At 57.7% G+C, this 14,238-nt stretch carries 8 protein-coding genes; 6 read left to right on the forward strand and 2 right to left on the reverse strand.

The window, feature by feature from the left end:
- Window positions 1-17: 17 nt before the first annotated feature.
- The 6 genes from VEH04_04695 (at window position 18) to VEH04_04720 (ending at window position 10,940) form a co-directional block, all read left to right on the forward strand.
- Window positions 18-2,681 (forward strand): hypothetical protein, encoded by a 2,664-nt coding sequence (locus VEH04_04695; protein ID HYG22060.1) that lies wholly within the window; start codon window positions 18-20, stop codon window positions 2,679-2,681.
- A 1-nt stretch (window position 2,682) separates the two neighbouring features.
- On the forward strand, window positions 2,683-4,806 hold the full coding sequence (locus VEH04_04700; GenBank protein ID HYG22061.1) for a glycoside hydrolase family 127 protein: 2,124 nt from the start codon (window positions 2,683-2,685) through the stop codon (window positions 4,804-4,806).
- A gap of 201 nt (window positions 4,807-5,007) precedes the next feature.
- Window positions 5,008-5,955: a glycoside hydrolase family 43 protein gene (locus tag VEH04_04705; GenBank protein ID HYG22062.1), complete on the forward strand. Its 948-nt coding sequence runs from the start codon at window positions 5,008-5,010 to the stop codon at window positions 5,953-5,955.
- A 15-nt stretch (window positions 5,956-5,970) separates the two neighbouring features.
- Window positions 5,971-6,801 (forward strand): xylose isomerase, encoded by an 831-nt coding sequence (locus tag VEH04_04710; protein HYG22063.1) that lies wholly within the window; start codon window positions 5,971-5,973, stop codon window positions 6,799-6,801.
- 349 nt (window positions 6,802-7,150) lie between these two features.
- A complete protein-coding gene (locus tag VEH04_04715; protein ID HYG22064.1) occupies window positions 7,151-10,246 on the forward strand; it encodes an Ig-like domain-containing protein in 3,096 nt (1,031 codons plus the stop codon).
- A 25-nt stretch (window positions 10,247-10,271) separates the two neighbouring features.
- The gene (locus tag VEH04_04720) at window positions 10,272-10,940 is read left to right on the forward strand and encodes a PEP-CTERM sorting domain-containing protein (protein HYG22065.1); all 669 of its coding nucleotides are present in this window, start codon (window positions 10,272-10,274) and stop codon (window positions 10,938-10,940) included.
- A 103-nt stretch (window positions 10,941-11,043) separates the two neighbouring features.
- On the opposite strand, the gene VEH04_04725 is transcribed toward VEH04_04720, so the two are convergent.
- The gene (locus tag VEH04_04725) at window positions 11,044-11,349 is read right to left on the reverse strand and encodes a hypothetical protein (GenBank protein ID HYG22066.1); all 306 of its coding nucleotides are present in this window, start codon (window positions 11,347-11,349) and stop codon (window positions 11,044-11,046) included.
- Window positions 11,350-11,546: 197 nt separating this feature from the next.
- On the reverse strand, window positions 11,547-14,096 hold the full coding sequence (locus tag VEH04_04730) for a hypothetical protein (protein ID HYG22067.1): 2,550 nt from the start codon (window positions 14,094-14,096) through the stop codon (window positions 11,547-11,549).
- Window positions 14,097-14,238 lie beyond the last annotated feature (142 nt).

The raw sequence follows: 14,238 nt of genomic DNA on the forward strand, positions 1-14,238 counted from the left end.
AGCAAACTCGGAGGCCTGTGCTACGAAATGCGCTCGCAAGCGCAATTGCGCTCCTCCTTTTCGTTGCACTCGGCGCATCCGCGGCGCCCCACGTCAACATCACCATTCCCACCAACGCGAGTCCCCGCGTTGTCTTTGCCGCTGAACGCCTCGGTCTTGCTTTGCAAGCGGCGGGCCTCCAGGGAACGGTTGGCCAGGCGCCTTCCACAAACGGTCCGTCCATTCGTTTTCGACAACGGACCGACCTGCGGCAGGACCTTGGCCACGAAGGTTTCCGGCTCGAATCATCCAACAATATTTTGACGATCACTGCGGCTGCGGATTCGGGTCTGCTTTACGGAGCAGTCGATGCGGCCCGTCGCATTCGCGAAGAACGACGACTCCCGCAGTCGATCAACGTAGCCGACACACCTGCGATGGCCCTTCGCGGTGTCTGCGTTGCCATGCAGAAAACATCGATCCTGCCAGGCCGCCGTGTTTACGAATATCCTTACACGCCCGAGTTGTTCCCCTGGTTTTACGACAAACAGTTGTGGTCCGAGTATCTCGATGTCCTGGTCGAGAATCGCATGAACTCCCTCTACCTCTGGAACGGCCATCCGTTCGCGTCGCTCGTTCGATTAAAGGAATATCCCGAGGCCGTGGAAGTTCCCGATGATGTATTTGAAAAGAACGTTGAAATGTTCCGCTGGCTCACCACGGAATGCGACAAGCGCGGCATCTGGCTCGTGCAGATGTTCTACAACATCTTCCTGCCCAAACCGCTTGCCGAGAAGCACGGTGTTCCCACGCAGCTCTCCGCGCCAACGCCGCTTTCCTCCGATTACACACGCAAATCCATTGCCGAATTCGTGAAGCAGTATCCGAATGTGGGCTTGATGGTTTGCCTTGGGGAGGCGTTGCAGGGCACCACCAACCAGATCAGTTGGGCCACCAGCACGATTCTTCCCGGGGTTCTCGATGGCATGAAAGCCGCCGGTTTGAGGGAGCAGCCGCCCGTGGTGATTCGCACGCACGCGATGAATCCCGAGGCAATCATGCCGGCGTGTTTCGCGGTGTACACGAATCTGTTTACAGAAACCAAATACAATGGCGAATCGCTGACCACTTACGAGCCGCGTGGCAAGGCAGCGCAGACGCACCTGAATATGGCCGCGCTCGGGTCGCACATCGTCAACGTCCACATCCTTTCCAACCTGGAACCGTTCCGCTACGGCGCGCAGGAGTTCATTCGCAAATCGATCCTCGCGTCGCGCGATCGTTTCGGCGCCAGCGGATTGCACTTGTATCCGCTCGCCTACTGGAACTGGCCGAACAGTCCCGACGCCACCACGCCGCCGCTGAAGCAGTGGGATCGCGACTGGATGTGGTTCGAGGCCTGGGCGCGTTATGCGTGGAATCCCGATGTGAACCTGAACCAGGATCGCGCGTATTGGATTAGTCGGCTCACCGCATTCCTGGGCACGCGTCAGGCCGCTGAGAAGATGCTCGATGCTGTCAACGAAGCTGGCGAAGTTGCGCCGCAGCTGGTGCGTCGTTTCGGAATCACCGAAGGCAACCGCCAGACTTTGTCGCTCGGAATGACGCTGGATCAACTCGTCAATCCCAAGCGTTACAACGCGATCACTGAACTCTGGGAATCGCAGGCGCCGCCAGGAGAACGGCTCGACGAATTTGTCCGCAAGGAATGGAGCAAGGAAGCGCATATCGGAGAGACCCCTGTCAGCGTTATCGAGGCGGTTTTGAAGCACGCCAGCAACGCCGTTGTGTTCGCCGCTGCCGCAGCCCCGCACGTCACGGAGAACCAGGCGGAGTTCAAGCGCTGGCGCAACGACTTTGCATGCATTCTCGCGATGGCGCAGAACTACGAGCACAAAACAAAGGCGGCCGCGCACGTGTTGCGTTATGGATTCAGCAAGGACATGGCGGACATGAACGCGGCCGGGGAACACATGACGCGAAGTCTTGAACGTTTCAGGGAGCTGACGGCGCTGACCCGGAATACGTATCAATTCGCCAATTCGATGCAAACGGGTCATCGCAAGATTCCGTTCGGCGGTGCGGCGAATGGCGCTGGAACCAATTATCATTGGGTCCAGGTCTTGCCGTTGTACGAGAAGGAACTCGCCGATTTCCGCGTCGCGCTTGCGGAGCTCAAGGATCCGGCGCGCGCGACTTCCACCACCGCTGTCCAGCCGTGGCCGGCGGCGCCGTTCCGATTAATCAGCACGAACGCGGAAACGTACGAGGTAAAGGCCGGCGCGCGTCCGTTCGTGGATCGGCGGTACACCTTCATGTCTGTTGCGAGCGAATTGAACGGCTTGACGGGTATTCGCTTTTCGCACGAAGAGGCGAAGAATCATCGCCATGTGCCTATTGAGTTCGAGGTGACGCAACCCGTGCGAGTGTTGATCGGATATTTCCAGAATGAACGCGATCTCTGGCTGCAGGTGCCGAACCTGGACTTCGCGTCGCACGCGGACGAGCGAGGTGGCGTTGAACCGGTGTTGCGCAACGCGGGCGAGATCGAGGAATGCCCGGCATTCAATGTGCACGCCTTCCGCTACGAGCCCGGCCGTCACCAGCTGGAGCTGATTGGGAAGGGGAGTTTTATCGTGCTCGGAGTCGTGCCGCAATCAGCGACGCTGGAGAAGCGCGATGCCAAATTGGGGACGAAGTGAGATGAACGCGAATCTCCGCAGCGCAGGTTCCCAAACCTGTCCAGCCTCCGCAATATCGCGACGAAGGCGGGGCGATACAGCAGACTCGGAGGGGCGGGCTGCGTCGCCCCGTCTCCGCCGCCTGGTTCAATTACTTCTGTTCGTTGCGCTGTTCGTCCCATCCCGCGTCGCAGCGGCTGAAATTGGTGCGCGCCCGCATGCGGCCGTTCAACCGATCGCACCCGGCGAAGCACGCTGGACATCCGGCTTCTGGGCCGACCGCATCGAACTGTGCCGAACCTCAACCTTGCCCGCCCTTTGGCGAATCATGGAAGGCACGAACCACACGCATTTCCTGCAGAACTTCCGAATCGCTGTTGGCGATGCGGAAGGACGATATCGCGGCGCGACGTTCAACGACGGCGAAGTCTACAAGGTGCTCGAAGCGAGCATCGCGATGCTTTCGATGACGAATGATCCCACGCTGTCAGCACAGGTCGATTCGGCCATCGAGTTGATCGCACGCGCACAGCGGGACGATGGTTACCTGCATACGCAGGTGCTCGTGCGTCAGCGTAATGGCGATACCAATGCCGTTCCTTTTCAGAATCGGCATAACTTCGAGATGTACAACATGGGCCACTTGATGACGACCGCCGCGCTGCATCATCGGGTGACGGGCAAAACCAATTTGCTGTCGGTTGCACGCAAGGCTGCCAATTTCATGCAGCGCACGTTCAATGAAGCCTCACCCGAGGCGGCGCGCAGTTCCGTTTGCCCATCGCATTACATGGGCATCGTTGATCTGTATCGTGTCACGGGCGAGGCCGAGTACCTCTCCCTCGCACGAAGATTCTTTGCGTTGCGGAGCCAGATCACCGATGGTGGCGATGACAATCAGGATCGCATCCCATTCGAACAGCAAACCAACGCCGTAGGACACGCGGTGCGCGCAAATTATCTCTACGCAGGCGCCGCGGACCTGTTCATGGAATCGGGCGACAAGACTTTATGGAATCCGCTGGAACCCATCTGGTCGAACCTGGTGCAACAGAAGATGTACATCACGGGCGGGTGCGGTGCCCTGTACGATGGTGCCTCGCCTGACGCCTCGCGCGACCAGCGCTCAATCACGCGCACGCACCAGGCCTACGGACGAAATTATCAATTGCCGAACACGACGGCCCACAATGAAACGTGCGCCAATATCGGGAACGTGCTGTGGAACTGGCGCATGTTCCTCGCGACCGGCGAAGCGCGGTTCATCGACGTCGCCGAGCTCGCGATGCACAACAGTGTGCTGTCGGGAATGTCGCTGGATGGAACGAACTTTTTCTACGTGAATCCGCTCAGAACGACCGACCCGTTGCCCACGGAACTGCGATGGAAGCATCAGCGCGTGCCGTTTATCAGTTCATTTTGCTGCCCGCCCAACCTCGCGCGGACACTCGCTCACAGTCCCGAATTCGCGTACGCAAAATCCGATCGCACCGTCTGGATCAACCTGTATGGCGGAAGCCGGCTCAACACGGAGGTTCCGGGAATAGGCCGCGTGAAGCTGCTGCAGGAAACTGAGTTTCCTTGGAGCGGCCGCGTTCGTGTGCGTGTTGAGGAAAGCTCAGGCACTGAGTTTTCAATGAAGCTTCGAATCCCTGAATGGGCGGATGGTTTTACAGTTCGAGTGAACCAACAACCGGTGGGAACTTCGGAAACAACGGCGGGAACCTATGTTGAATTGAAGCGTGAGTGGAAGCCGGGCGATCTTGTGGACGTTGACCTGGAAATGCCGATCCGCTTGCTCGAAGCAAATCCGCTGGTGGAAGAAACCGTGGGACAGCTGGCATTCAAGCGCGGGCCGACTGTATATTGCGTCGAATCGACGGATCTCCCGGCAGGAGTGAAGCCCCACGATGTTGTGATCTCGCCCGCAACTGAGTTTCTTGCGCGACACGACACGCGGCTGTTGGGCGGCGTTGTGACGCTCGACGGCGTTGTTGGGATTCGCACGAATGCGCCGTGGGGGAAAGAGCTCTATCGCCAGGTTCAACCAGCGGCGGCGCGGCAGCAGCGTATTCGATTGGTGCCGTATTCAACGTGGCAGAATCGCGGCGCGTCGGAAATGTCCGTGTGGTTGCGAAGAGAGTAGCGCAGACTCCGAGTCTGCTGTATCACCCGTCCCGCGTAGCAGTTGCTGCGGAAGGTGGACAGGTTTCAAACCTGCATGCGCGGATTGCGCCCGGCCGGCTTGGAAACACGGCGATAGCCCGTCCTGCGTAGCAGCTACTGCGGAGCGCAGGACAGATTGGAAACGCGCCCTACAAAAGTCTTTTGAGTATTTGACCAGGCTATGAAACCTAAACTGATTGCGGCTTTTTTCTGCCTTCTTGGCTGGTGCTCGTTTTCGTCGTCCGCAGCCTCCACGAACGACACGGTTTACATGTTCACGTCGTTCCGCGAGAACGGGCAGGACGGGTTGCGATTCCTCTACAGCTTCGACGCGCTGCATTGGACGAACGTCCCCGGGACGTTCATGAAACCGAACGTGGGCGGAAAAATCCTCCGCGATCCCAGCATCGTTCGCGGACCCGACGGAACCTTCCACCTCGTTTGGACCACGGCGTGGCGCGGGGACAAGGGATTCGGCTACGCGAGTTCCACGAACCTCATCAACTGGTCGGAGCAGAAGTTTGTCGAGGCCATGAAGCACGAGCCCGACACGGCGAACGTCTGGGCGCCGGAATTGTTCTACGACGACGCCGCGCGGGAGTTTGTCATCTGCTGGGCGTCCACGATTCCCGGCCGCTTTCCCGATCACCTCGAGCCGAGGACGAACAATCATCGGATGTATTACACCACCACGACGGACTTCAAAACGTTCACCCCAACGAAGCTGTACCTGGATCCGGACTTCAGTGTCATCGACTGTCAGATCGTGAAACGCGATACGCACGATTTCGTTTTGTTGCTGAAGGACAACACACGTCCGCAGCGGGACATCCGGGTTGCATTTGGTGATGGGCCGCTCGGGCCGTGGCGCAATATTTCGCCGCCGTTCACGGAGAAGTTCACTGAAGGCCCGTGCGCGATGAAGGTAGGCGAGGAGTGGCTGATTTATTTTGATGTCTACCAACGCAATATTTACGGCGCGATGAAGACGCGCGATTTCAAGACGTTTACCGACATCACGAGCGAAGTTTCCTTTCCCGAACATCACAAGCACGGCACGGCATTTCGGGCACCTCGAGCGCTTCTAAACAATCTGCTGAAGCAGGCACGCGACGCTGGCAATCAGTGACGGCCCCTTCCAATCATGATCCTGCGACACATTGCAAACCTCTGGACATTCATGGGCCATCCCACCATGGCGAGCGAGTGGTCGCTGGATGAAAAGCTGCGGACGATCAAAGAAGCCGGGTTCGACGGCGTTTGCTGGGCGGGAAGTCCTGAACTGCGCGATGGCTGCCGTCGTTATGGCTTAATCTTTGTGGGCGGGATGGCATCGGGCAGCGCAGCAGATTTTCCGCGCCTGTTGCAGGAGCAGAAAGACTGCGGGGCCGTTCAGGTCAACGTGCAGCTTGCGTCTCCTGACACGCCCGCCCATGAAGCCCTGGAGCTCGCGCTCACATTGAATCGCGAAGCGAAGCGCGTTGGCATCATTGCCGCGATTGAAACGCATCGCGGCACCTGCACTGAAACTCCTGAAAAGCATTATGCATTGTGCGATGCGTATGAGAAAGCAACAGGCGGGTTGCTTTCGTGTTCGATCGATTTTTCCCACTTCGCCGTCGTGAAGCATTTGGTCCCGGGAAATTTCGTTTCACGCCTTCTCACCCGGTCCGATCTGGTTCAGCACGCGCAGCAGTTTCATTTCCGCCCGTTTAACGGTCATCATGGGCAAGTGCCGATTACGGACGCGAAGGGCAACCTCACGCAAGAGGTCAACGACTGGCTGCCGTTTGCTGAAGCGCTGATGCGGTGCTGGATGGAAGGCAATCGCGGTTCGGATCGTGAAATCTTCATCTGTCCTGAACTGGGCCCGCTCGAGGGAGGCTACTGTCTCTCGACCTTCCGAAATTCCTGGGAGGAAGCAAAGGTCCTGAGGATCGAAATTGAGCGGCTTTGGAACCGTGTGACGAAGTGAGGTGCGGGATTTTAATCACGGATGGACACGGATGAACACGGATTTGAAGAAAACTGTTGAAACGCTAAAAAGCTGAAACTTCCACCACGCCCGCGTGGATCACGCTGAAGCAGGCTGCGGCCTGCGCTCCCGTCCGACGTCTCTTTTCTTCGCGACCTTCGCGACCTTCGCGCGAGGCTAGTTTGCTTGACCACGGATTCGGAGGGCGGCCGAGTCCACGCGAACCACGGCTATTGAGCGAATTGGTTGATGATCACGGGAGCCACCGTGCGCGGCGGTTCGTAGAATTCCCTTCAGCGGTTACTCTGTGCGCCCGATACGATCGGGATCTCAGAACAACTCGCACATAATGAACAGAACGGGACTGCAATCGGGCCTTTCACCAGCATCGCTCTTAAGGCCAGCGTTCAAGCACTTTGCTGGACACAATTTTGTCAAAGTTCCGGCGGTTCTTCTCTGCCTGGTTCAAATCGCGGTCGCAATCGCGGCGCTTGAAATTCGAGGATTTGCCGCGCCGTCGAGCCCTCCCGACAAAACCTTTTCACCGCCACCCCAAATCTTCGTGCGGCCCGGCGGGATCAGCTATCGCTGGAAATTCGGAACCGGAACCACGCCCCTCGGCGGCTATCCTGGATCGTATCCCGTAACGTCGGTCGGAATCTACAACGTCCCCGCGTTCGGATGGGTCGTCACGCGCGGTTATTTTCAATACAGCGCGGACGGCGAGAACTGGACGACTTACACGATGGGCACTTCACCCTCGTACATCGCAAACCCGGCCAACTACTGGCGATTCGTCGATACCAGTCCCGCCGACACGACAAGCATGAACAACTTCGGCACGTCCTGGACCCTGCAGGGCCCGCCTTCTTCAGTGTCATCCGGCGGCAATGTTTATCCCGACAACGCGCCGACCAACATCATTTCCGACAACATCGCTGCAGTAATTCTCAACAACGCCGCCAGCGGCAGCGTCGTGGCGACGATGAAGCCCGGAGACACAGGCGATACTCGCGGCGGGTTTTGGGTCATTGAAGAACAGTCGGTGCCGAATTTGTTCACGATCTCGTTCGATCGCACCGCCAACAATTTTGCGCAGGTGAAGCTTGGGAGTGGAACGATTCCAGCCATCGGTCAGACAGCTTCGGTTACGCTGCGCTATCACGATGTTTATCAAACCGATTTCAACGGTGATCCCATTCCGGGCGAAGGTTTCAGCAAGGTGTTCACGTTCACGGTGGTTCCCGAATCGACGAAGGATCTGAACTTCACAGACGACATCGCGGTGAACACTTACACAACCAACACGCAAAGCGGCGCGTCCATCGCGACCCTTAGCGACGGCACCTTTGTCGTCGTCTGGCAATCCGCCGGGCAGAACGGGAAGCTTCTTGCGCCGTTCGTAAATCATGGTCTCTACGGTCAGCGCTATTCCAGCACAGGCGTTCGAATCGGGAATGAGTTCGTCATTGCCAGTTCCGATCCAGCGGCCGACGAGTCAACCCCTGTGGTCACGCCGCTGAATAATGGACGTTTCGCTGTGGCGTACCTCTACGCTGGCAGCGCCTACAATGTTCGATTTCGCATTGTCGAGGCGGATGGAAGCGTGGGACCCGAACTTTCCGCCAGCACATCCAGCGGGCAGCATTACTCGCCCGCAATCGCGACACTGAGCGATGGATCGATTGTCGTCGCATGGCTCCACGAAAGCTGGGAGGTGCGGTTGCGACGCTTCGCCGCGGCCGATGGCGCCCCGCTGTCAGGCGAGACTGTGATCGCAGCGGCTGGATCAGGCCCGGGCATCGCCGCACTCAGCAATGGAAGTTATGCTGTCACGTGGGCGGATCCCAATACTTACGAAATCGTGGCGCGGGTGGGGGCAAACGGCGCAGACCAAAGCACGGGAATCCTGTGGACCGGCTATAGTCCTCCGCGCGTCGCGTCGATCGCGAATGGATTCGTCGTCGCTTCCGAAGCGTGGGCAGATCCGAATTTTTCGCACATTGAGGCTGCGCGATTTAACAATACTGGCGCGTTGCAGGGGATCGCGTTTCGGGTCAACACGAACACAGCCACGCTGTATGCCGCATCGATTGCGGGACTCTCAGGCGGAGGCTTTGTGATCACCTGGACATCCGACGCGGACGACTTCGACCTGCGCGGGGTTTTTGGCCGCCGCTACACTGCGAATGGAACGCCCGTCGACGACGGCTGGTTCCAGGTAAACGAGCATCGATCCGGCGACCAGGCCATCACTTCAGTAACAGCACTTTCCAATGATCGATTCGCCGTCGCGTGGACAGATGTTGACGCCGGGCTCGATTCAAACGTTGAGGCCCGCGTTCTCCTTCCGTCCAACGCAGCTCCCAGCGTGGCGGCGAATTCAGGCACGATCACTGTGGGCGAGGGGAGCCTTGCTGGAAACAGCGGCACATTTGGCGATGCCGATGGAAACGCAACGGTGAATCTCTCGGCCTCGGTGGGATCGGTGATCGCCGATTCCGGCGCGGGCACGTGGGCGTGGACGTTGACCACACTGGATGGACCCGAGGATGCTGCGACGGTGACAATCACAGTCACCGACGGAATTGCAACCAACTCAACCTCCTTCACTCTGGCAGTAACCAACGTTGCTCCCGTGGTGGTTGGACGTGTCATCACGATCCTCGAAAATCAGGTAACCAACATTCTGCTTGAAGCGAGCGATCCTGGAACGGATGCCGTCGACTGGGTCATCGTGGCAAATCCAACCAACGGAACGCTCTCAGGCATTGCGCCGAATCTTGTTTATACGCCCAGTACGAACACACATGGAACGGACACGTTCGCAGTAAATGCCGTGGACTCCGATGGTGCGGAGAGTGACACGGCGTGGTTCAGCATCAACATTCTTGACGTGAACCAGCCGCCGATTGCTGGGGCGGACAGCATCGCCAGGCCAAATACAACACGCGTTGCGAAAACTGCAAAGGCGCTCTTGCTGGGCAATGACAGCGATCCAGATTCGGATCCGCTGACGATAGCATCGGTTGCGCAGCCGATGCCTCCAGGCGCGACGGTCGCTTTCGCTGGAAACTTTGTTGTCTACACAGCACCGGCCACGAACGCAGGCAACGGCAGTTTCGTTTACGTTTTGAGCGACGGGCCAGGAGGGCATCTGGTCACTAACACCGTGCAGGTTTTGGAAATCGCAGGAAGCCCGGCCGTTTCAGCACCGAACGTCGCCGCTATCACGGCCGCGGGGAGCGATTACGTTCTGAAGTTCATCGGGGTTCCAGCAAATGCGTATCGTGTTCAGTACACGACAACGCAAATCGCGCCCTACGTGTGGAACGAGTTCAATCCTCTCGCAGTCCACATTGCGCCGACAAATGGCGTGTTCGAACACATTGACGTCAATCCGCCCGATTCAATGCGCCTGTACCGCGCCGTTCCGCATCCGTGATCCACTCTCTTCATCGAACTTTTACATGAAACCCGTATTACATGTTGCCATCGCAATGGCCGCTTCTGCCGGCATTGCCTCCGCTGAACTCATCACTGAACCCACCCGTGTATTCGACGTCGATTTGACGATCGGGGATCCACAGGATCCGCCGATGGTATTTCTGCAAACGATTGGCGATTCGCCGATTCTTTCGATCACGCGCGTGGAGATTGGATTGCATCTCGTTGGCACGTCGCCGGATAATGGATTCGCGAGTGACATGTTTGTGTCGCTCAACGCGGATTTCGGGCCCACGAGCATTCTGTTGAACCGCGTGGGGATGAGCAGTGGCGATCCGATCGGATTTTTTTACGACGGCTGGAACGTGACGTTTCGCGACGGCGCGCCCGCCGGAGACATTCACGTGTGGGACCAGGGAACGGGAGTTTTGACAGGCACTTACGAACCCGACGGCCGCACGCTGCCGTTTGACACGGAAAGATTGAGTCTTCTGGAAGTGTTTAACGGACGTCCTGCAAACGGGGAGTGGCGACTGGCGGTTGGCGACCTTTCAGAAGGCGCCGAAATGAAACTTGTCTCGTGGTCACTGACATTCTCGGGAGAAACAGTAATCCCCGAGCCTTCGAGCCATGCGCTGTTGGGCCTGGGCATCGCCGCGTTAGCACTTCGCCGTCGAAGCGCAAAGAGTTAGCGACCATCGCGCTGCGCGGTCTCCCGGCTGTGTAGCGCAACGGCATTCAGGGGCGTCTCGCCGCTAAGGAAAATTCCAACGGCCGCAGCAATTGATTCCTTTGCTAAGCGGCGTCGAGTGCTCCTGCTGCGTAGGTGATATCTGCGTTATCGGCAACTCCACAACCGCGTCTCAACAGAGCGACAACAGCTTCTCCGGTGTGACTGTCATCAGGGAAGACGCCAAATGTCAGCACCCAGCTACCCTGAATCTCCTCGTCTTGAAACGGCGGGAAACCAAACTCGCCTGCAACTTTCCGAACCGCCGGTTCGTCGTTAACCCCGAGATGCCTCACGCGGAGGCCGCGAAGGTCGCGAAGAAACAAGACATTTAACAGAAAAATGCAGAGAAAACGGAGAGGGGAGCTCATCAAAAGCAGGAGAACCACGAATCACACGAAACACACGAAATGGGATCGGAGTTTCCCTTTGCATCCTGTGTTTCTCACTTCCCTGTTCGCGACAATTCGAGAAATTCGCGTAAACCCGTTTTCCCCGTTTCAGCCTTTCAGCTTTTAGCATCTCAGCCGTGTCGATCCGGTTACGCCAGTAAAGAGTGGCAAGTCTGTCATTGGTCGCTTGAGGGTTGGGACAAAAGTCGGGATGCGCTCGCTTCACTGATTTTGGTTATCGAAATGAGGGCTTCCAGTTCCCCAATCGCGACCTCGGTTCGCGGGCGAGTAGCCGGGGCATCAAGTAACTTCTGAGAGAAGCCGAGTTTCGGGGCTTGATGAACGAATTTCCAAAGATCACCCTGGAATCTCTCGCGCGGCGACAACCTTTTCTCCAATTCCGCTAGAACCAGCTTTTGCGCCTTACCGACGCAGAACGGCCATTTGAGAACCTCGACAAGTTCGTTGGTGCTGAGCACCAAGCAGACATTCCTCACTGTATTCCTTGTTTCATCACCGAAGTCGCCCTCTTGGGAAACCATGATCGGATACAGAAAAATGGACGATAGAGCGATAAGTCGAGTCTCTTTGGTTTTGGCGGGGGGAATCTGCGCAGCCAGGGTGGCCAGAGCGCTACCCGAGACCGAAAGAGCAAGTGAACCCGTCCTATTGGCGTGGGCGTTTTGCAACCCCTTGGCCACAGCCAAGGCGCCGCGTGCGACCAGTACTGCGGCGTCGTTGGTTTTCATCCGAAGGGTGAGCGCTGCCAGGGTGTCGGCCAAAGCGGCGCTCCGAAAGGAGTTCCTCTCGTGCAGCTCCTCCAAAAATGCGTCCGGTGTGTTTTCTAACTCCATGACAAGCCTGCCAGCCAAAATCCCGGCATCGTCCGAGTTCAATGTTCGGGATAGGGCTGACACCGCGTGGCTCAAGCTTGATCGGCGATCGAAATCTGTTTCGGCTATAAGCGCCTCGAGTAAACTTTCAACCAGAGAAGCAGTGCTGTCCCCCTGCAAGCTGGGTGCCAGTGCAGACAGCGCCGAGGCAGACATCCTTACGTCGTCAGGATCACTCTCAGGTGCAAGCATTACTCCAACAAGAACCGAAACCGATTGCGACAAGCGCGTGGAATCTTTCTCGAGCGTGTCGTCCAATGCCGTGGCCGGGCTTTCACTAAGAGACCCTGCACCGGCAGGAGTGGGTTGCGCGCCTAGAAGTCGCAGAGAAGCGGCCAAGACCGACCGTCGCCTTTTAGAACCCTGTTGCGAAGAATCCTGCTTCGCCAGTGCATTCGCCAGCAAAGGAGCCAGCGCGGCAGCTTCAGTGGGAGCCAATCTTGCGGCAACGCCTTCCAACGCAAATTGCAACTCTCGTAGTTGAGCGTCATCGCTGAGTGGATTCACGATCGACTTGACCAGTTCCCTGGCGGTTAAAGCAGCATCGGCCGGGTCCAAATGCAGAGCGAGTTTCGAAAACGCCTCTGCCGCCCTATCGAGGCGATCACTTTCGTCTTCATGAGTGTCGTTTAGTATTCTGACCAATGCGAACGCAGCACGTGCTGCAAACGGTGCGACATCGTCGGGGCTCATCGTTGCAGCCAGCGGAGCCAAGGCAAAACCCTCCCTGCCCGAATTCACGCCAGGCTTAGCTTCCAGTGCAGCCAGCAGCCGCTGGGATGCTTTAATCGCGCGCGAGTCGAAATGCTCCCTTACCGGTGTGTTGAGTCCTATCGCCGCGTGGAGGCCGAGCGCGTCGTTGTCGGTTGCGCGAAATGTGGATGCGTCGGTCTCAAGCCAGCTGGTAATGATTTGCTTTCGAACCCCATGTTTGGCAGGTGGCAGTTGGGCGAGTTCCCAGACGGCCTCGATTTCCTCCCGCGACGGCCCGACGCCAGACGGCGGGCCAATCACGTGAAAGTACTTTTCTGTCAAGGACTGGTCGGTCCATTGGTCGGCTTTCTCCGATAACCTCTTTTTTTGAATTGCGTAGAACCCGAAACCTGTAGTGATCGCCGCGAAGACAGCAAAGGAAAGCACCAGGGCGGATTTGATTTTGCGCCGTTTTCGGAATTGCCGTTCTTGCTCGCGTTGCCAGCCCGCAATGAGGTCGTCCGCCGCCAGGGAGTTTCCTTGCGGGTCTATAGGCGCCCTCAGATCGACGGCGAGGCGCATGCGTTCGCGGTCAAAATCCCGGACCTTCTTCAAAGCACTGGAGTTGGACTGCTGCCCGCGAAGGTCAAAAAATATCTCGTGGTGAAGACCAATTTCCAATTGTGTGTCGGAGAAAAATGAGTTCGGGGCGGCGGCCGGGTCTTCTCCCTGAGTGACAGCGATGCGAACAGGACGGTCCCACTGGTTGTCGTTGTTCTGGCGAAGGAACTCCTGCAATTCCCAATCCATAAATGCAGTCGATTGATCCCGTCCAGGCCACAGGATTACAAGAGCTGCGGACCGTTCCAGGTAAGGCCTGATCAAGGCTTTGATCGGCTCAAGATGCTGGCCCTCCGGCGGCGACGGCCTCCCGCGAGACCGGGGTAGAACAAAGTCGCCGCCATCTCTGCAAATCCGCATGGGTTTAAGACGACGCCCCTGGATGCCGCGCTCTTCATGAAAACCCTCCAGGAACTCCTCAAGTTTGACGGCGAGCTTATAGTCCGCCCGCGTGGAGTAACTCAGAAACGCGTCGTAATCCCACTGTGGAGTTTTATTTAGACCGGTTGATTCGTTCACGTGCGTGCACTTGCGAACTGTTGATCGATGCGTGACACACAAATGCTAGATCTTGCGTCGTTGGTCAATCATCTCCCGGGGACTCGAGTGGTGTTCGATCTTGCACCGCGGAAGATGGAGGTCGTTCGTGGTTCGTGGCTTT

This window comes from Verrucomicrobiia bacterium, assembly GCA_035629175.1.
Taxonomy (GTDB): Bacteria; Verrucomicrobiota; Verrucomicrobiia; order Limisphaerales; family DASXHY01; genus DASXHY01.